The 19405-nt window shown below is 58.4% G+C and carries 19 protein-coding genes; 9 read left to right on the top strand and 10 right to left on the bottom strand.

Annotated features, from left to right (window positions below; all coding sequences use genetic code 11):
• Window positions 1–43 precede the first annotated feature (43 nt).
• Window positions 44–1525, top strand: coding sequence for an anthranilate synthase component I (trpE, locus tag ACZ89R_RS15015; protein ID WP_429545384.1), 1482 nt, complete (start codon window positions 44–46; stop codon window positions 1523–1525).
• Between the two features lie 168 nt (window positions 1526–1693).
• Here trpE and estP read toward each other — a convergent pair whose 3' ends face one another.
• Complete coding sequence (gene estP / locus ACZ89R_RS15010; protein ID WP_429545385.1) at window positions 1694–3601, bottom strand: esterase EstP; 1908 nt, start codon at window positions 3599–3601, stop codon at window positions 1694–1696.
• 409 nt (window positions 3602–4010) lie between these two features.
• Here estP and ACZ89R_RS15005 point away from each other — a divergent pair, with 409 nt between their 5' ends.
• The 4 genes from ACZ89R_RS15005 to ACZ89R_RS14990 all read left to right on the top strand — a co-directional run bounded on the left by ACZ89R_RS15005 (window position 4011) and on the right by ACZ89R_RS14990 (window position 7340).
• A complete protein-coding gene (locus ACZ89R_RS15005) occupies window positions 4011–4604 on the top strand; it encodes an aminodeoxychorismate/anthranilate synthase component II (protein ID WP_008067458.1) in 594 nt (197 codons plus the stop codon).
• A gap of 9 nt (window positions 4605–4613) precedes the next feature.
• Entirely contained in the window at window positions 4614–5663 is a 1050-nt protein-coding gene (gene trpD, locus ACZ89R_RS15000) for an anthranilate phosphoribosyltransferase (protein WP_007906883.1), read from the top strand.
• Window positions 5660–6496 (top strand): indole-3-glycerol phosphate synthase TrpC, encoded by an 837-nt coding sequence (gene trpC / locus ACZ89R_RS14995; RefSeq protein ID WP_429545386.1) that lies wholly within the window; start codon window positions 5660–5662, stop codon window positions 6494–6496. Before trpD ends, trpC begins: the two co-directional genes overlap by 4 nt.
• 142 nt (window positions 6497–6638) lie before the next feature.
• Window positions 6639–7340: a lipoate--protein ligase family protein gene (locus ACZ89R_RS14990; RefSeq protein ID WP_429545387.1), complete on the top strand. Its 702-nt coding sequence runs from the start codon at window positions 6639–6641 to the stop codon at window positions 7338–7340.
• Window positions 7341–7364: 24 nt separating this feature from the next.
• On the opposite strand, the gene crp is transcribed toward ACZ89R_RS14990, so the two are convergent.
• Window positions 7365–8009 (bottom strand): cAMP-activated global transcriptional regulator CRP, encoded by a 645-nt coding sequence (gene crp / locus ACZ89R_RS14985; RefSeq protein ID WP_123497427.1) that lies wholly within the window; start codon window positions 8007–8009, stop codon window positions 7365–7367.
• Between the two features lie 249 nt (window positions 8010–8258).
• Between crp and ACZ89R_RS14980 the strand changes: the two genes are divergently transcribed.
• Entirely contained in the window at window positions 8259–8681 is a 423-nt protein-coding gene (locus ACZ89R_RS14980) for an OsmC family protein (RefSeq protein WP_007941657.1), read from the top strand.
• Between the two features lie 173 nt (window positions 8682–8854).
• On the opposite strand, the gene coq7 is transcribed toward ACZ89R_RS14980, so the two are convergent.
• The 6 genes from coq7 to hemJ all read right to left on the bottom strand — a co-directional run bounded on the left by coq7 (window position 8855) and on the right by hemJ (window position 13452).
• Window positions 8855–9502, bottom strand: coding sequence for a 2-polyprenyl-3-methyl-6-methoxy-1,4-benzoquinone monooxygenase (gene coq7, locus ACZ89R_RS14975; protein ID WP_008008345.1), 648 nt, complete (start codon window positions 9500–9502; stop codon window positions 8855–8857).
• 198 nt (window positions 9503–9700) lie between these two features.
• Window positions 9701–10039: a histidine triad nucleotide-binding protein gene (locus tag ACZ89R_RS14970; RefSeq protein WP_007906873.1), complete on the bottom strand. Its 339-nt coding sequence runs from the start codon at window positions 10037–10039 to the stop codon at window positions 9701–9703.
• An 81-nt stretch (window positions 10040–10120) separates the two neighbouring features.
• The gene (locus tag ACZ89R_RS14965) at window positions 10121–10909 is read right to left on the bottom strand and encodes an SDR family NAD(P)-dependent oxidoreductase (protein WP_123497429.1); all 789 of its coding nucleotides are present in this window, start codon (window positions 10907–10909) and stop codon (window positions 10121–10123) included.
• A 62-nt stretch (window positions 10910–10971) separates the two neighbouring features.
• Window positions 10972–11949, bottom strand: a complete 978-nt coding sequence (locus tag ACZ89R_RS14960) for a DUF805 domain-containing protein (protein ID WP_429545388.1) — start codon at window positions 11947–11949, stop codon at window positions 10972–10974.
• 69 nt (window positions 11950–12018) lie between these two features.
• Window positions 12019–12987 carry an NAD(P)H-dependent flavin oxidoreductase gene (locus ACZ89R_RS14955; protein ID WP_429545389.1) on the bottom strand — a complete coding sequence of 323 codons (969 nt, stop codon included), beginning with the start codon at window positions 12985–12987 and terminating at the stop codon, window positions 12019–12021.
• Window positions 12988–13020: 33 nt separating this feature from the next.
• On the bottom strand, window positions 13021–13452 hold the full coding sequence (gene hemJ / locus ACZ89R_RS14950) for a protoporphyrinogen oxidase HemJ (RefSeq protein ID WP_095630806.1): 432 nt from the start codon (window positions 13450–13452) through the stop codon (window positions 13021–13023).
• A 135-nt stretch (window positions 13453–13587) separates the two neighbouring features.
• On the opposite strand from hemJ, the gene argC reads away from it, so the two are divergent.
• A complete protein-coding gene (gene argC / locus ACZ89R_RS14945; RefSeq protein WP_008008353.1) occupies window positions 13588–14622 on the top strand; it encodes an N-acetyl-gamma-glutamyl-phosphate reductase in 1035 nt (344 codons plus the stop codon).
• Between the two features lie 168 nt (window positions 14623–14790).
• Window positions 14791–15141 carry an iron-sulfur cluster insertion protein ErpA gene (gene erpA / locus ACZ89R_RS14940; RefSeq protein WP_007906865.1) on the top strand — a complete coding sequence of 117 codons (351 nt, stop codon included), beginning with the start codon at window positions 14791–14793 and terminating at the stop codon, window positions 15139–15141.
• 72 nt (window positions 15142–15213) lie between these two features.
• On the opposite strand, the gene ACZ89R_RS14935 is transcribed toward erpA, so the two are convergent.
• Together ACZ89R_RS14935 and ACZ89R_RS14930 are read right to left on the bottom strand one after the other, a co-directional pair.
• A complete protein-coding gene (locus tag ACZ89R_RS14935) occupies window positions 15214–16305 on the bottom strand; it encodes an anhydro-N-acetylmuramic acid kinase (protein ID WP_429545390.1) in 1092 nt (363 codons plus the stop codon).
• Between the two features lie 3 nt (window positions 16306–16308).
• Entirely contained in the window at window positions 16309–17739 is a 1431-nt protein-coding gene (locus ACZ89R_RS14930) for a peptidoglycan DD-metalloendopeptidase family protein (RefSeq protein ID WP_123497438.1), read from the bottom strand.
• 210 nt (window positions 17740–17949) lie between these two features.
• Between ACZ89R_RS14930 and tyrS the strand changes: the two genes are divergently transcribed.
• Window positions 17950–19149, top strand: a complete 1200-nt coding sequence (tyrS, locus tag ACZ89R_RS14925; RefSeq protein WP_218395820.1) for a tyrosine--tRNA ligase — start codon at window positions 17950–17952, stop codon at window positions 19147–19149.
• Window positions 19150–19405: the final 256 nt, after the last annotated feature.

Raw genomic sequence — 19405 nt, 5'->3', positions numbered from 1 at the left:
TTTGCACACCTGACCGTTAGACCCTCAAGCCACGAGGCACCTCATGATCCGCGAAGAATTCCTGCGTTTGGCCGCTGCCGGCTACAACCGCATCCCGCTTGCCTGCGAAACCCTGGCCGACTTCGACACGCCGTTGTCGATCTACCTGAAACTGGCCGACGAGCCCAATTCCTACCTGCTGGAGTCGGTGCAGGGCGGCGAGAAATGGGGCCGTTATTCGATCATTGGCCTGCCGTGCCGCACCGTGCTGCGGGTTCACGATCACCACGTCAGCGTGACCCACGACGGCGTCGAGATCGAAAGCCACGACGTTGAAGACCCGCTGGCCTTTGTCGAAGCCTTCAAGGCGCGTTACAACGTGCCGACCATCGCCGGTCTGCCGCGCTTCAATGGCGGTCTGGTGGGCTACTTCGGTTATGACTGCGTGCGCTATGTGGAGAAGCGTCTGGGCAAATGCCCGAACCCGGATCCACTGGGCGTACCGGACATTTTGCTGATGGTGTCCGACGCGGTAGTGGTGTTCGACAACCTCGCCGGCAAAATGCACGCGATTGTCCTGGCCGATCCATCGCAGGAAGACGCCTTCGAACAAGGTCAGGCGCGTCTGCAAGCGCTGCTGGAACAACTCCGTCAGCCGATTACCCCGCGCCGTGGCCTGGATTTCAGCAAGCAACAGTCTGCTGATCCGGTGTTCCGCTCGAGCTTCACCCAGAGCGATTATGAAAAAGCCGTCGATACCATCAAGGAATACATCCTGGCCGGCGACTGCATGCAGGTTGTGCCGTCCCAGCGTATGTCGATCGACTTCAAGGCTGCGCCTATCGATCTGTATCGGGCGCTGCGCTGCTTCAACCCGACGCCTTACATGTACTTCTTCAACTTCGGCGACTTCCACGTCGTCGGCAGTTCGCCGGAAGTATTGGTGCGGGTCGAAGACAACCTGATCACCGTGCGCCCGATTGCCGGCACTCGTCCGCGAGGTGCCAACGAAGAGGCTGACGTGGCGCTGGAAAAAGACCTGCTGTCGGACGACAAGGAAATCGCCGAGCACTTGATGCTGATCGATCTGGGCCGCAACGACACCGGTCGGGTTTCGGAAATCGGTTCGGTGAAACTCACCGAGAAGATGGTGATCGAGCGTTATTCCAACGTGATGCACATCGTGTCCAACGTCACTGGCCAATTGAAGGCCGGGCTGACGGCGATGGACGCACTGCGGGCGATCCTGCCGGCCGGCACCTTGTCTGGCGCGCCGAAGATTCGCGCGATGGAAATCATTGACGAGCTGGAACCGGTCAAGCGTGGCGTCTACGGCGGCGCGGTCGGTTACTTCGCCTGGAACGGCAACATGGACACTGCGATTGCGATCCGCACCGCAGTGATCAAGAACGGCGAACTGCACGTGCAGGCCGGTGGCGGCATCGTCGCCGACTCTGTGCCGGCACTGGAATGGGAAGAAACCCTGAACAAGCGCCGCGCCATGTTCCGTGCCGTGGCTTTGGCCGAGCAGGCGCCAGACACCTGAGTTCATGCAATACCTGTGGGAGCGAGCCTGCTCGCGATGGGGCCAGCACTGCTGACATTGATGTTGCCTGACTCATCGCTATCGCGAGCAGGCTCGCTCCCACATGGATCTCACCACCATAAAAAACGCGGCGCCTGTGAGGGCACCGCGTTTTTTATTGCCTGCGGTTTAGAAATCCAACGCCACCCCAACGTTGATGCCCTGTTGGGTAAAGTCATCATCCTTGCGGAACGTGTAACCAGCACGCAGCGCCAGGTCGGCGGTCAACTTGTGGCTGACCCCCAGGCTCACGCGGTTCAAGTGACTCTGCGGCGTATAACCTTCCAGCGTAAAGTCGTTCGCCGGCAGGCTGTTGAGGGCGATGTTTACCTTCTGAACGTCATCTTCGTACTCACGTTCGTAGGCATATTCGCCAAATACCTGGGTCTGACGGGTGAAGTTGTATTTGCCTTGCAAACCGACACCCAGGCGTTTCGAATCTCGGGTCTGATCATCAAAGGTCAGCGCCGTGGAGCGGGTGCTGTTTTCCGAGTAGCCGTCGACTTCCACTTTGGCGTAATCGGCGCTGATGAACGGTGACAGATGCCATTCGCTGCCCGGTTGCGCAATGTCATAGCCAAGGCGAGTGCTGAAGGCCCAGAGGTGGCCATCGGTATCACCCTTTTCCCCACCTTCGCTGACACCCAGGTCGAATTTGCGTTCGAGGTTGTCGTAATCCAGTTTGCCACCGGTCAATGCGGCATCGGCCCACCAGCGATTCTGCTGAAACTGGGCGAAGGCGGTCGCCAGATAGCTATTGAGTTTGTAGTCCGAATCGTTACTACCGGCGTCCAGGTTCTGACGATAGAAGCCTGCTGCCACACCCACGCGCCAGGCTTCATTGAGGCGATAGCTGCCGCCGATATTCAGGTTGTAGCCGCTGCCATCGGCGCTGGCGCCGCTGCTTTGGCTATCGACATCCAGATGCTGTCCACCGCCGGCGACAATCGCGCGCCATTGGCCGACGGCCTGCCAGTTCTCCCAGTCGGATTGCCACTGGCTACGCAGTTCATCCTGATGGGCGCGTAAGGTGGCGTGGGCCATTTCCGGCAGCAGCGTCAGTTCCCAAGGCGCCGACAGCAAGGAATAGGCGTAATCGGCTATCAGCTTTTGCCCGGTTTCCGTGGGGTGAACCGAGTCGTTATAAATCAGCTTGCTCGGGTCCGGGGTGGCACTGTTGATGCCATACACGGCGTTCTCCGTACAACCGCTGCCGCTAAAACAGGTGGCCGTCAGGTTCTGGCCGGTGGCGAGGCCGAAACGCGCCGGGTCGGCGAAGGTTTCCTGCAACAGCAGTGGAATGTTCAGCGGGATGATTTCGGCATTGATCCCCGCCAGGCGTGTGACCAACTGTTGATTAAAGTCGGTACTCAGCTGTGAGATCGAGGCTTGTAATGGAGTGCCATTGACGGCGGGCGTCAATCCAAGGTCGGGCAGCAGCCAGACCACGATGTATTTGGCGCCGGCTGTTTGCAGGGTCTGCACGCTGTCGGCCAGTTGATTTGCCGCGGTGTTGGCCTGGGCGGTATTGAGTACGCGGCCTTGAAGGAAGTCGTTGCCGCCCCCGGAGATGTAATACAGCGCATTCGGATCGGCGCGGAAATTGTTCGTCGGCAGATAGCCTGGTCGGGTGCGTTCGCCCGTGGCGGATTCGGTAGTGATCGAATCCAGAATCTGGTCGGTGCGGTAACCGCCCACGGCCCAGTTGTTGCCATCCACCAGTCCTTCATTGGCGCGTACAGCCGAAGTCGAGGCGGCGGTCTGGTCTGCTGAGAACCCGAGACGTCCACCCAACAATTGCGTGGAGTTCAGCGAGCGAAATTCACCACTGCCATCCAGGTAGACCGGCCCGGTCCGGTTAGTAAAACGCTGGGTCGCACCGGCAGGGCCGCCCGTGTCGGTAAACTGCCCGGCATCGTTGAGGCTGTCGCCAAAGACGACGAAATTCGAATACGGGTTGGGCGCGGCGATCGCCTGGGAACAGGCCGCAGCGAGCAGGCATCCGGCGAGCGGTACAAACAACGTCTGTTTGATCATGAGCAAGTCCGTTTATTTATTGTTGTTGTAAACGAAACGACAGTACCAAAAGCTTTCGGCCCTTTGCCATCTATCGCGAACCCTTCGCTTGTTTCGCACCCTGTCGCCCCGACCATATTGCACGCTCTGCCCAGCTAAGTTACTGTGCCGAGACGTATGAATGAGACCTTCCCCGTGTTGATCGTCAGCAAACTCCTGGATCAAGTCATCAAGGCACACGCCCGTTGGCGTTGGCGCGCCTGAATCTTTTCTGCCGGCCTGGCCGGACCTGTACCGCTTTGCCTTCTTTACCTGTATGAAATGCCGCTTTGCTGGCGCCACTCCAGCACCTGACAAAGCGCAGCGCACTGCGGGTAAATCATTCGAAGGCCGTCTTAAAAGTCAGTGAATTCAAGAGGTTCTTAACGCCATGTTGCTGATGATCGATAACTACGACTCTTTTACTTACAACGTTGTGCAATACCTTGGCGAGCTGGGCTCCGAGGTTAAAGTCGTGCGCAACGATGAACTCACCATTGCCGAAATCGAAGCTCTCAACCCTGAGCGCATTGTCGTGTCGCCTGGTCCTTGCACTCCGACCGAAGCCGGTATCTCCATCGAAGCGATCAAGCACTTCGCCGGCAAACTGCCGATTCTCGGTGTTTGCCTGGGTCACCAGTCCATCGGCCAAGCCTTTGGTGGCGATGTGGTCCGTGCCCGTCAAGTCATGCACGGTAAGACTAGCCCGGTATTCCATGAGGACAAGGGCGTATTCGAAGGTCTGAATCGCCCGCTGACGGTCACCCGTTATCACTCGCTGATCGTCAAGCGTGAAACCCTGCCCGATTGCCTGGAACTGACCGCCTGGACCCAGCTCGAAGATGGCTCGGTCGACGAGATCATGGGCCTGCGCCACAAAACGCTGAACATCGAAGGTGTGCAATTCCACCCTGAGTCTATCCTCACCGAACAGGGCCACGAGCTGTTCGCCAATTTCCTCAAACAAACCGGCGGCACGCGCTAAGGACTTTCCATGGATATCAAGACAGCCCTGAGCCGTATCGTCGGCCACCTCGACCTCAGTACCGATGAGATGCGCGATGTCATGCGCGAAATCATGACCGGGCAATGCACGGATGCGCAGATCGGTGCGTTCATGATGGCCATGCGCATGAAGAGCGAAAGCATCGATGAGATCGTCGGCGCCGTGACGGCGATGCGCGAGTTGGCGGACAAGGTCGAACTTAACACCCTCGACGGCGTGGTCGATGTGGTCGGCACCGGCGGCGACGGTGCGAACATTTTCAACGTTTCCACCGCTTCTTCGTTTGTCGTTGCCGCGGCCGGTTGCACCGTGGCCAAGCACGGTAACCGTGCGGTGTCGGGTAAAAGCGGCAGCGCCGACCTGCTGGAGGCGGCCGGTATCTACCTGAACCTGACGCCGGTTCAGGTGGCGCGTTGCATCGACAACGTCGGCATCGGTTTCATGTTTGCCCAGACTCACCATAGCGCCATGAAGCACGCCGCCGGCCCGCGCCGCGAGCTGGGCTTGCGCACCTTGTTCAACATGCTCGGCCCGCTTACGAATCCGGCCGGTGTGAAACACCAAGTAGTGGGTGTATTCAGTCAGGCGTTGTGCCGGCCATTGGCCGAAGTTTTGCAGCGTCTGGGTAGCAAACACGTGCTGGTGGTGCATTCGAAGGATGGCCTGGACGAGTTCAGTCTGGCGGCTCCGACCTTTGTGGCTGAATTGAAGAATGACCAGATCACCGAGTATTGGGTCGAACCCGAAGACTTGGGGATGAAGAGCCAGAGCCTGCACGGTCTGGCAGTGGAAAGTCCGGCGGCCTCCCTTGAGCTGATTCGCGATGCCTTGGGCAAGCGCAAGACCGAGAACGGTCAGAAAGCCGCCGAGATGATCGTGCTCAATGCCGGTGCCGCTTTGTACGCCGCCGACCATGCCAGCAGTTTGAAAGAAGGCGTTGCTCTGGCGCACGATGCGCTGCACACAGGCCTCGCTCGGGAAAAACTTGAGGAATTGGGTGCATTTACCGCGGTATTCAAAGTGGAGAATGAGGGATGAGTGTGCCGACGGTTCTGGAAAATATTCTGGCCCGCAAAGTTCAGGAAGTCGCCGAGCGTAGCGCCCGTGTGAGCCTGGCGGAGCTGGAAAATCTGGCCAAGGCGGCCGATGCACCCCGTGGTTTCGCCAAGGCATTGATCGATCAGGCCAAGACGAAACAGCCGGCGGTCATTGCTGAAATCAAGAAGGCTTCGCCAAGCAAAGGCGTGATTCGCGAGAACTTCGTTCCCGCCGACATCGCCAAAAGTTACGAAAAGGGCGGGGCGACTTGCCTGTCGGTGCTCACCGACATCGATTACTTCCAGGGCGCCGATGCGTATCTGCAACAGGCTCGGGCGGCATGCAAGCTGCCGGTGATCCGCAAGGATTTCATGATCGATCCGTATCAGATCGTCGAGTCTCGTGCTCTGGGTGCTGACTGCGTGCTGTTGATCGTTTCCGCACTGGATGACGTGAAAATGGCCGAACTGGCGGCCGTGGCCAAAAGCGTCGGTCTCGATGTGCTGGTGGAAGTCCACGACGGCGATGAGCTGGAGCGGGCCTTGAAGACACTCGACACGCCACTGGTGGGCGTGAACAACCGCAACCTGCACACTTTCGAAGTCAATCTGGAAACCACCCTCGACCTGTTGCCGCGTATTCCGCGTGATCGTCTGGTGATTACCGAGAGTGGCATTCTCAACCGGGCCGATGTCGAGCTGATGGAAATCAGCGACGTGTATGCGTTCCTGGTCGGCGAAGCGTTCATGCGCGCCGAAAACCCGGGTACCGAACTGCAGCGCCTGTTCTTTCCCGAGCGTGGCATTCCAGTGAGCGGTTCTACGCTCGACTGATTACACGCAGACCGAGTCGACCCCATCGCCAGGCTCGCTCCCACAAGAGATCTACCAACATCAGAGATCCAATGTGGGAGCGAGCCTGCTCGCGATGGCGGCATAAGTAGCGCCATAGACTTCATGTCCAACGGAATACCTTATGACCTCACCAACCCCCCTGACCATCGAAGCCGGCCTGCTCGCCGAGCAGGACCTGCTGGCCCATGTGTGCAGCGGTGAGTCGGAATTCGGTCTGCTGTTCTGGCAACCCACTGACCGCGCATTGGTCATGCCTCGTCGCTTGAATCGACTGCCACAGTTCGAGGATGCCTGCGAAGTCTCCGCTGCCGCCGGCTGGCCGGTATTGCTGCGCGAAACCGGCGGTGAGCCAGTGCCGCAATCGGCCTCGACCATCAACATCGCACTGGTTTATGCGCCACCGTGCAGCGAAGGCGATTTGAACCGCATCGAAACCGGCTACCGGCGTCTGTGTGATCCGATCTGTCAGTTACTCGATGAGCTGGGCGGCACTTCGTCGTTGGGCGAAATTGAGGGTGCGTTCTGCGACGGCCGTTTCAACGTCAACCTCGATGGCCGAAAGATGGTCGGCACCGCCCAGCGGTGGCGCCAGAGCAAGGGCGGTCAGCGTCCGGTCGGCCTGGTGCACGGGGCGATGTTGATCGATGACGAGCGAGAGTCGATGGTCGCGGCGGTCAATCGCTTCAATGAAGCCTGTGGCCTGGAGCAGCGGGTTCGCGCTGAAAGCCACATCGCCCTGCATGAGAAGTTTGCCGCTCCTGAGGCACTGGAACGCCTCGATGCGCTGTACCGACAGTTGTTGGCAGAAATGCTCGGGGCTTAAATGCTCGGAGCCTGGTTTTCGAGCTTAGCGCGTGCCGAAGACCACCATGGTCTTGCCTTTGACGTCGACCAGGTTGCGCTCCTCCAGATCCTTGAGGACGCGGCCGACCATCTCACGGGAACAACCGACAATCCTGCCGATTTCCTGACGGGTCACTTTGATCTGCATGCCGTCCGGGTGAGTCATGGCGTCAGGCTGCTTGCACAGCTCCAGCAGACAGCGTGCAACGCGACCGGTCACGTCGAAGAACGCCAAGTCACCGACCTTGCGCGTGGTATTGCGCAGGCGCTGTGCGATTTGTCCGCTGAGCACGTAAAGAATGTCTGGGTCTTGTTGGGACAGCTCGCGGAATTTCGCGTAGCTGATTTCCGCGACGTCGCATTCGACCTTGGCCCGCACCCAAGCGCTGCGTTCCTGTTCCAGGCCCGCTTGCTCAAACAGACCCAGCTCGCCGAAAAAGTCTCCGGAGTTGAGGTAGGCAATGATCATTTCACGGCCGTCGTCATCCTCAATCAGAATGGTGACCGAACCTTTGATGATGAAAAACAGCGTGTCCGAGCGGTCACCGGCACAAATGATGTTGCTCTTGGCGGCATAGCGACGGCGCTGGCAGTGCATCAACAGTTTGTCGAGGTTCTTGATTTTGGGTGTGGGGGTAATAGCAACCATGGTTGTATCCCGAAAAGACTGCACGGTGTGTTTGTTTTTTATAGGCGCTGGCGAAGCCTGCGATCCTTTTTATTCGCTGCGAAGCTGGCTATGCGCCACTGATTTGGCGCCAGCTTAACAGACACATTCCTTCAAGATTCAAGAATTTGCCTACGACGCAGATGGTTATGTCCTAGGAAGGCGAAGCGCTGCCAATCAAGGGCCCTGTGCTAAGCTGGCGACCCTTTTTTAGACAGTGGAGTCTTGGCGATGAAGGCACGCATCCAATGGGCTGGCGAAGCCATGTTCCTCGGCGAATCCGGCAGCGGTCATGTCGTGGTCATGGACGGTCCGCCCGATGCCGGCGGTCGTAACCTGGGTGTCCGGCCGATGGAAATGCTCCTGCTGGGTGTTGGCGGCTGCAGCAATTTTGATGTGGTCAGCATCCTCAAGAAGTCCCGTCAGGCCGTCGAAAGCTGCGAAGCCTTCCTCGAAGCCGAGCGTGCGACCGAAGATCCGAAGGTTTTCACCAAAATCCACATGCACTTCGTGGTCAAGGGCCGCGGATTGAAAGAAGCCCAGGTCAAGCGCGCCATCGAGCTGTCGGCCGAGAAGTATTGCTCGGCCTCGATCATGCTCGGCGCGGCTGGCGTGGCGATTACCCACGACTACGAAATCATCGAGCTTGGTTGAATCGACGTGCAGACTCAGGTGATGCAAACTTTCTACGCGCGCAACATGCTGAACTAAGAGTTCCGAGTACAAAAAAGGCGACTACCTCGAGGTAGTCGCCTTTTTTATTGCGAAACGCGGTTCCTGTGGGAGCGGGCTTGCCCGCGATGGGGACGTCGCGGGTGCTGCAATACTTAGATCCGATACGTACTCTTGGTCATTACCTTGGCCAACAGACTCATGCCGAACTTCACCGGTGCAGGAAAACGAAACCCCCCGGCATCCAGCGCACTTTCGGCGTGGTGTTCTTCATCAATGCGCATCTGCTCGAGGATCGCCCGGGACTTTTCATCCTCGGCAGGCAGTTGCTCAAGGTGTTCATTCAGGTGTTTGCAGACCTGATGCTCGGTGGCAGCAACGAAACCCAGGCTGACTTTGTCGCTGATCAACCCGGCGACCGCGCCAATCCCGAACGACATGCCGTAGAACAGCGGATTGAGGATGCTAGTGTGGCTGCCCAACTGATGAATGCGTTGTTCGCACCACACCAGATGGTCGATTTCTTCTTCGGCGGCGTGCTCCATGGCGGCGCGCACTTTCGGCAGCTTGGCGGTCAGGGCCTGGCCTTGATACAGCGCCTGGGCACAGACTTCGCCGGTATGGTTGATGCGCATCAAGCCGGCGACGTGTCGGGTGTCCTCGTCGCTCATTTGCGCATCCGGCTGCACGATGGCAGGCGACGGACGGTAGGGCTGACCACTGAAGGGCAGCAAAGTACGCATCGCGGCGTCGGCTTGCAGCAGAAGACGGTCAATTGGCGAGTAGTGACGTTGGGTAGTCATGCTGACCTCCGGGAAGAATCTCGGCGGCCAGTTTAACTCAATCGGCCGGGGGAGGGTTTGCGCTGGGTCATGGCTGGTAATGGATTCATCTGACCTGGATAAAAACGATCTGTAGGCGCGAGGCTTGCCCGCGAAGCTTTTGGCGCACTTGAGGACGCCTTCGCGGGCAAGCCTCGCTCCTACAGGGAGATTGGTGAATCAGCCCGGCGGCCAGTGCATCTGGCGCTGACCCAGCACGTGCATATGAATGTGATAGACGGTCTGCCCGCCCAATTCATTGCAGTTCATGACTACCCGGAAACCTTCCTCACAGCCCAATTCCAGCGCCAGGCGCTGGGCCGTGAACAGAATATGCCCGGCCAAAGCCTTATCGTCCTCGGTGAGGTCGTTAAGGGTACGCACCGGTTTCTTCGGGACTACCAGGAAATGCACGGGGGCCTGTGGCGCGATGTCGTGGAAGGCCAGTACCTGGTCGTCCTCGTAAATGATCTTCGCCGGGATTTCCCGGTTGATGATCTTGGTGAACAGAGTATCCACAGCTGTTTTCTCCGTTGTTTGGGCTGGCCTGAGTGTAACCATGGGGCAGGTCAGAGCCCAGTCTTTTGCCTTGAGGATTGATCAGCGCGGGCAATAGGCTTTGTTGACCATGCCCGCGATTGTCCGGGTCAGCCAGCGTGAGCCGAGCCGCGGCAGGAACGCGAACCAGCGATTCAGGCGACCGGGAATAATAATGGCGCGATTTTTCGCCAGCGCGCGCACGGTATAGAGCGCGACTTCTTCTGGACTCATCAGCAGTTTGCTCTCGACCAGTTTGTCGGTGTCCAGTTGCGCGGTGCGGAAAAACGCCGTGCGGGTCGGGCCGGGGCAGAGTACCGACACCTTGACCGCGCATTTCTTCAGTTCGACGCGTAAACCTTCGGAAAAATGCAGCACGTAAGCCTTGCTGGCGTAGTAAGTGCTCATCCAGGGGCCGGGATGGAACGCCGCGACCGAGGCGACGTTCAGAATCTGCCCGCCGCCCTGCAAGGCCATGCTGTTGCCAATGGCATGGCACAAGCGAGTGAGGGCCAGGATATTCACTTCGATCAAGTCTTGTTCGGTCATCCAGTCCTGGGCCAGGAATGGGCCGCAGGTACCGATGCCGGCACAGTTGACCAGTAAATCGATTTGCCGGTCGCCTTCCTCCAGCTCCAGCAAAAAACCGGACAGCCTCAGCGGCTCGCCCAGGTCACAGGCACGAAACAGCACCTCCACACCAAAACGTTGAGTCAGTTCAATCGCAATGCTTTCCAGCTGATCACGCTGTCGGGCCACCAGAATCAGGTTGCGGCCGCGCCGGGCCAGCGCTTCGGCCATCGCCAGGCCGATGCCGCTGGAAGCGCCAGTGATCAGAGCGTAACGGGTCATGCAGTTCTCCATCGCAACAGCTCCGCGCCGGCGACGCAGGTGTCACGGGCGGGGAGCGCTGTTCATTCTTTCGCAGAGTCTACAGTGGGCTCGGCTGCTTCGGCTGCATCATCAGATGAATTTGGCGCTTGTTCGGCCTCATCGGCCGGCTCGACTTCAACTTCGTCGGGGATCACCGCGCTGCTTTGATAGGTGCTGTCGGTGGCGCTTTCGTACTCATCCTGGATCGCGGTGAGGCCTCCAGTCAGCCCGCCCACAAACATGATTGCGATAAACACCAGCCACAGCGAAGCCAGCACCCTGACCGCGTTGCTGTTGGGCGGTGGTGGTGCGCCATATCGGTTGGCCGTGTTGTTACCTGGCACGATCATTATGACAAACGGAAAAACGCTGCCCACGACCGGTACAAGGTTCAGCAGCCAAAGCCAGCCGGACCAGCCGATATCGTGCAGACGCTGCACACTGAACTGGATGCTGATGAAGGCGAGCACCACGACCAGGATAACGGCCAACAGACCCGCGAGGATCAAGCCAGCAGTCGAGTCTGTGCTAATGAGTGCAAAGCCGAACACCGCCAATACGGCGCCAACGCCAAGCGTCACCAGCGTAAGAGCCATCGTCCAGGCCAGAAAGCGCAAGCGACCGATGCGGCCAACGAAACTGAAGGCCTTGAGCGTAGAAAACTCCGGCAGTGCTTCGCCGACAGAGGCGCGGGGCGGTGCATAGGGAGAATCGGGATCTGCCGTGACAGGTTGGCTGTTGGCAGGAGCGTGTTCGTGAACGTCGGACAGGTTCAGCTCGATCGAGGGTTCTGTCTCGATTCGGGCATCGATCCCGGTTTTCGTCAGCGCCTGAAGGTAAGTCTGCGCATCGGCGTGGGACAGGTCGCGTTTGAGCGCAACCTGCCGGCCACTGAACAGGCGTTCGATGGCCGCGACGTCGCTCTTGAACAGCTCGGCGAGGTTGAGCTTCGCGGTGGTGACGTCCACACCTGGCAGCAGAGCGCCATCGAAGACGATCTTGAAACGGTTTTCGCTCATGGCCGGGCATCCTTGTCGCAAGAGTTTGTAATAGACGGTGTTGCAGCTATGAAGTGTAAGGCCCGCCTGTCAGCGCGGCCAGCGCTTGGGCAACGCCGCCGCCAGTTCCAGCGCCTTGCGGTATTCGGTGTCGAGACGTGCGACCAGTTGATCGACACTCGGCAGGTCCTCGATTTCTCCGACGCCCTGGCCTGCGGACCACACGGTTTTCCAGGCTTTGGCTTCATCGTTCAATGGCTTGAGCTTGGAGCCGAAGTCCACCTCGCCCTTGCCTTGCAGGGCTGCCATGTCGAAACCGGCGGCCTCAAGGCTCCGTCGCATGAAACTCGCCGGTACTCCCGACACCGCTGGAGTATGGACGATGTCTGCGGCTCTGGAAGTCAGGAGCATCCCCTTATACGCGTCAGGCGCATGACTTTCCGTCGTGCCGATAAATCGCGTACCGAAGTAGGCCAAATCCGCACCGAGCAACTGTGCGGCAAGAATTTCATGGCCATGGTTCAGGCAGCCGGCCAGCAACAGGGTCTTGTCGAAAAACTGTCGAATCTCGGCGATCAGCGAAAACGGGCTCCAGGTTCCGGCGTGACCACCGGCGCCCGCAGCCACGGCGATCAAGCCGTCCACACCGGCTTCGGCAGCTTTTTCCGCGTGGCGGCGCGTCGTCACGTCGTGAAACACCAGGCCGCCATAGCTGTGCACGGCGTCGACCAATTCCTTCACGGCGCCGAGGCTGGTGATCACGATCGGTACTTTGTGCTCGATGCAGATCGCCAGATCCGCTTGCAATCGCGGATTGCTGTTGTGGACGATCAGATTCACTGCATAAGGCGCGGGGTTTTCCAGTATCGCCAGTCCTGCTTCGATTTCTTCCAGCCAGGCCTTGAAACCGCTGCTCTCACGTTGGTTCAGCGCAGGAAAGCTGCCCACCACGCCATTGCGGCAGCAGGCGAGCACCAGCTCAGGATTTGAAATCAGAAACATCGGCGCTGCTACAACGGGCAGACGCAAACGTTGTTCGAGCAAAGCGGGCAGCGACATTGGAAGTACCCCGGGTGAATGATGCTTGTTGGATTAAAACGGCCGAACGACGACCAGAATTACGATAGCCAGCAATATCAGAACCGGCACTTCATTGAACCAGCGATAAAAGACATGGCTGCGGGTGTTTTCGCCACGGGCAAAACGTTTTACCTGTGCGCCGCACATGTGGTGATAGCCGATCAGGATTACCACCAGGGTCAATTTGGCATGCATCCATGCACCTTGGGTGAAGTAGGCGCTTGGGTTGAGGCTGATCAGCCAGATGCCGAATGCCAGAGTGGCGATCATCGCCGGGCCCATGATGCCCCGGTACAGCTTGCGCTCCATGATGCTGAAGCGTTCCTTGCTGACGGTGTCTTCGCTTTGGGCGTGATAGACGAACAGGCGGGGCAGATAAAACAGGCCGGCAAACCAGCAGACCATGCTGACGATATGAAGCGCTTTGAGCCACAGATAAAGCATTTTCAGGTATTCCCAGGTTCACGGTAGCGAAGATAGTAGGGGGTAGAGCGTCCACACGTCACCTTGACGGTTGTCGCAAGGCCCCGCGGCCCCTATTATCGACGGCTTTCCAGTGGGTTCGTTGAGGGCAGGTTTATGGTCAAGGTCGGTATCGTCGGCGGCACGGGTTACACCGGTGTCGAACTGCTGCGTCTGTTGGCACAGCATCCGCAAGCTGAAGTGGTAGTGATCACTTCCCGATCCGAGGCCGGCCTGGCCGTGGCCGACATGTACCCAAACCTGCGAGGCCATTACGACGGCCTGGCTTTCAGCGTTCCGGATATCAAGACCCTCGGGGCCTGCGACGTGGTGTTCTTCGCCACGCCGCACGGTGTCGCCCATGCCTTGGCGGGTGAGTTGCTGGCTGCCGGGACGAAGGTCATCGACCTGTCGGCAGACTTCCGTCTGCAAGACGCCGATGAGTGGGCCAAATGGTACGGTCAGCCGCACGGCGCGCCGGAACTGTTGGAGGAGGCGGTTTACGGCTTGCCGGAAGTCAATCGTGAACAAATCAAGCAAGCGCGCCTGATCGCTGTGCCGGGTTGCTACCCGACTGCCACGCAATTGGGTTTCCTGCCTTTGCTCGAAGCGGGTCTGGCGGATACTTCGCGGTTGATCGCAGACTGCAAATCCGGCGTCAGCGGTGCCGGTCGTGGCGCTTCTGTAGGTTCGCTGTACTCCGAGACGTCGGAAAGCATGAAGGCTTACGCCGTCAAAGGGCACCGTCACTTGCCGGAAATCCGCCAGGGCCTGCGTCGCGCAGCGGGCAAGGACGTGGGGCTGACCTTCGTTCCGCACCTGACGCCGATGATTCGCGGTATTCACTCGACGCTCTACGCGACTGTCGTGGATCGCTCGGTGGATCTGCAGGCGTTGTTCGAAAAGCGCTATGCCAACGAACCGTTCGTCGACGTGATGCCTGCCGGCAGCCATCCGGAAACCCGCAGTGTGCGTGGTGCCAACGTTTGCCGTATTGCCGTGCACCGTCCGCAGGATGGTGATCTGGTGGTGGTGTTGTCGGTGATCGACAACCTGGTCAAAGGCGCGTCGGGTCAGGCGGTGCAGAACCTGAACATCCTGTTCGGTCTGGATGAGCGTTTGGGCCTGTCCCATGCGGGCATGCTGCCGTAAGACTCTATCCCGCTCAGCAAAAAGGCCCGTCGAACGGGCCTTTTTGCATTTTGGTCTGACAATTGGGTTGATTGATATACCGTAACAATAGTTGACCGATTTTCTGGGAGAAGCGGATAATGCGCGTCATCACGCATTATGGCGGCGTAACGCCGGGAGATAGTCAGCATGAGCGTCGAATCCTTCACCCCCACGGCTTTGCAATTCACCCACGGTGCCGCGCACAAGGTGAAGAGCCTGGTCGATGAAGAGGGGAATGATCGCTTGAAGCTGCGCGTATTCGTTACGGGCGGCGGTTGTTCAGGGTTTCAATACGGCTTCACCTTCGATGAAGAAGTGGCTGATGACGACACCATCGTCGAGCGCGAAGGCGTCAGTCTGGTAGTCGATCCGATGAGCTTCCAGTACCTGGCTGGTGCCGAAGTGGATTACCAGGAAGGTCTGGAAGGTTCGCGTTTCGTGATCAAGAACCCGAACGCTACCACCACGTGTGGCTGCGGCTCTTCGTTCTCGATCTGATCGCACCCTCACCGCATTACCAGGCGCCGCAGGGTCTCAGGACTCTGCGGCGTTTTGCTGTCTGGGGTTTCCTCAGGCGGGGTAGATGGCGCCGAGTACGCGCAGGCCGCGGGCACCGGTGACACTCGGACGGTTGGCCGCGATACCTTCCAGGCAGCAATGGGCCAGCCAGGCGAAGGCCATGGCTTCGACCCAGTCCGGGTCTACACCATACGCAGTAGTGCTGCTGACTTTCGCGTTCGGCAACAGACTGGCCAGGCGCTTCATCAGCGTGGCGTTGTGCGCGCCGCCCCCACAAACCAGCAGCTCACGTGTATCCGATTGGGCGCTTTGCAATGACTCGACAATGGTCAGCGCAGTCAGCTCAAGCAGCGTGGCCTGTACGTCTTCGGCAGCGAAGGTCGGTAGCTGCGACAGATGCTGCATCAGCCATGGGAGATTGAATACTTCGCGGCCGGTGCTTTTCGGGCCCCGGGTCACAAAGAATGGATCACTGAGCAGCTCTTTCAACAGAACCGGTTGAACCTTGCCGCTGGCGGCCCATTGACCGTCACGATCAAAGTTATCGCCCCGTTGTTGGTGAATCCAGGCATCCAGCAGGACGTTCCCGGGGCCGCAGTCAAACCCGGCAACAGGCTTGCCGGGTTCGATCAGGCTGAGGTTGCTGAACCCGCCGACGTTCAATACCGCGCGGTTGCCAGGCCGTTCTTCAAACAGGGCTTCGTGAAAGGCTGGAACCAATGGTGCGCCTTGCCCGCCTGCGGCTACATCGCGGCTGCGGAAATCGCTGACCACGGTGATGCCGGTCAGCTCGGTGAGCAAAGCCGGGTTGCCGATTTGGACTGTGAACCCGCGCGCCGGCTCGTGGCGAATGGTCTGGCCGTGGCTGCCAATCGCGCGAATGTCGGCGGGTTCTAGGTTTTGTTGCTCGAGGAGGGTGTGAATGCCCTGTGCGGCCAGTTTCACCCAGTTCTGCTGGGCAATGGCGGAGCGGGCAATCTCGTCCGGGCCGCTGACGCACAAGCCAAGCAGCTCGGCGCGCAGGGAGTCAGGCATAGGGATGTAATGGGTGGCGATCAGCCTGATCGCCGGGGTTTGCTCTATCAACGCAATGTCCAGGCCATCAAGGCTGGTCCCGGACATCACACCTATATAGAGCGCCATGGCTTAGCGTTTACTCGAAGCCAGCTGGGTGGTTTTCTCTTGATCCATGCGCGCCATCAGCGGTTGGCTTTGCGCGAGGAAGCGTGAGCGTTCAGCTTTGGAGATCGGATCGGCCATCGCCACCTTCTGACCCAGCGGGTCGACGTGCACGCCATTGACCTGGAACTCGTAGTGCAAGTGCGGGCCGGTGGAGAGGCCGGTGGTGCCGATGTAGCCGATCACCTGACCTTGCTTGACGCTGCCGCCAGTCTTGATGCCTTTGGCAAAGCCCTGCATATGGCCGTATAGCGTGCGGTAGGTATTGCCGTGCTGGATGATCACGGTGTTGCCGTAACCGCCGCGACGACCTGCCAACAATACTTTGCCGTCGCCGGCAGCCTTGATCGGCGTACCGCGTGGTGCCGCGTAATCGACACCCTTGTGGGCGCGGATCTTGTTCAGGATCGGGTGCTTGCGGCCCATGGAGAATTTCGAGCTGATGCGGGCGAAGTCTACCGGGGTACGGATAAACGCCTTGCGCATGCTGTTGCCGTCAGCCGTGTAGTAGCTGCTGTTGCCTTGTTTGTTGGTGTAGCGCACCGCGGTGTAAGTCTTGCCGCGGTTGGTGAAGCGTGCGGAGAGGATCGGGCCGTTGCCGACAGCTTTGCCGTTGACGACCTTCTGTTCATAAATCACATCAAACTCGTCACCTTGGCGAATATCCTGGGCAAAGTCGACGTCATAGCCAAACACGCTGGCCATATCCATGGTGAGGCTGTGGGACAAACCGGCTCGGGCGGCAGATTGCGACAGCGAACTGTTGATCACGCCATGAACGTAGGCGGAGCGAACGGTGGGCTTGGCGGTAATGCGATTGAACGTATAACCCTTGTCATTCTTGGTCAGGCTGATGCTTTCCGTGTCGCTGACTTTGCTGTGCAAATTGGTCAGCTGGCCATCAGGGTTCAGTTCGAACTCAAGCTTCTGGCCATGTTTGAGTTGGCTGAACTGCTTGGCCTGCTTGTCGCCGGCCAGTACTTCATGCACCGAAGTGGCCGGAAGGCCGACTTTCTCGAACAAAGTCGAGAGAGTGTCACCTTTACTGACAATCACTTCTTTATGGCCTGGTGCCTTCTTCTCTTCGACGACTGGCGCGGGAGCAGGGGCGGGGGCGGCCTGGGCTGTTTCCTGAGTCTCTTCGGCGCTGTTTTCGATCTGCGCGAAGGGGGAGGCTGCCGGCTCATTTGTGGCTTGGACGGTGTCGGCGGCGTCTTGATCTTGTGTCAGTTGTTCTGCAGGGCTTTCCAGTTCAAGACTCAGGGTCGTCTTTTTGGCTTCAACATCACTGGAGGGGAATACCAGAAGCGCCAGGCTGAGAAGGGCGGCGATGCCACTTGCTGCGAGCAAGTGGGTCTTCGGGTAAAGCGGCGGCGCTTTAGACGGTTCTGTGGTCATAGGTAATTTTGACTTTGAAAAGATGAATTGGAAAAGATGAATGACATGATGAAGACGAAATAACTGTATAAAATATAACCAAATCATCTCTGAAGCAAGTCTGCGAGCTCTCTGTCCGTGGATTGGCGTCCGCGCGCCGGGCAAAACTTGTATTTGGTGCGCGATCTTGTATGGTTGTTCCCCTTTGAATCTGAGCCTTGCGGGTCTGTTATGAAGTCGGTTGAAGAGCAGCTAGCGCTGATCAAACGTGGTGCAGAAGAACTGTTGGTCGAGTCCGAGCTGATCGAGAAACTCAAGCGTGGTCAGCCGCTGCGTATTAAGGCAGGCTTCGATCCGACCGCGCCGGATTTGCACCTGGGTCACACCGTGCTTATTAATAAGCTGCGCCAGTTCCAGGATCTGGGGCACCAGGTGATCTTCCTTATAGGTGATTTTACCGGGATGATCGGTGATCCCAGCGGCAAGAGCGCGACACGTCCTCCGCTCACCCGTGAGCAGGTTCTCGAGAATGCTGAGACCTACAAGACTCAGGTCTTCAAGATTCTTGATCCGGCCAAGACCGAAGTGGCGTTCAACTCCACCTGGATGGATCAGATGGGGCCGGCCGACTTTATTCGCCTGACTTCGCAATACACCGTGGCTCGCATGCTCGAGCGCGACGATTTCGACAAGCGCTACACGACCAATCAGCCAATCGCCATTCACGAATTCCTCTATCCGCTGGTTCAGGGTTATGACTCGGTCGCTTTGCGTGCGGATGTCGAGCTGGGTGGTACCGATCAGAAGTTCAACCTGCTGATGGGGCGTGAGCTGCAACGTAGTTATGGTCAGGAGGCTCAGTGCATTCTGACAATGCCATTGCTCGAAGGTCTGGATGGCGTGAAGAAGATGTCCAAGTCGTTGGGCAACTATGTCGGTATCCAGGAAGCTCCGGGTGTCATGTATGGCAAGCTGGTCTCTATTCCGGATGCGCTGATGTGGCGTTACTTCGAGTTGCTCAGCTTTCGCTCCATGGAAGAGATCAATGCTTTTCGGGTTGACGTCGAAGCAGGCGCGAATCCGCGTGATATCAAGATCAAGCTGGCCGAAGAGATCGTTGCGCGTTTCCATGGTGAAGAGGCTGCGGCCAATGCTCACCGTGCGGCGGGGAACCGTATGAAAGACGGTGAGCTGCCGGATGATCTGCCAGAGATCGAGCTGACCGCTGCCGAGGATATGCCGATTGCTGCTGTTCTTAATAAAGCGGGCCTGGTGAAGAACTCCGCTGTGGCGCGCGACCTTCTCGGTTCTGGTGGTGTGCGTATAGATGGTGAGGTTGTTGATCGCACCTTTATATACGTACTGGGCGCGACCCATGTTTGCCAGGCCGGGAAGAAGGCATTTGCGCGTATTACGCTCAAATCCGAATAAAGCTGAAATCAGGGGTTGACGGCAGATTCTGGAAGTCTATAATTCGCCCCACTTCCGGCGCAGTCGAAACGGAAAACTCCTTGGTAAACAAAGAGTTACGCAGTTTTCGGCAGCGGTTACGCTTCAGTTCATCGAAGCCAGAAGGAGTCGGTAAGGCAGTGTGTTTTCGCCTTATTGACGGTTCGATCTTCTCGGTCGAAAGCGGAGAAAAAGAGGTGTTGACAGCAGCGAGTAACGCTGTAGAATTCGCCTCCCG

This window comes from Pseudomonas sp. TE3728, assembly GCF_056279145.1.
This window is presented reverse-complemented; position numbering and strand designations above follow the sequence as displayed.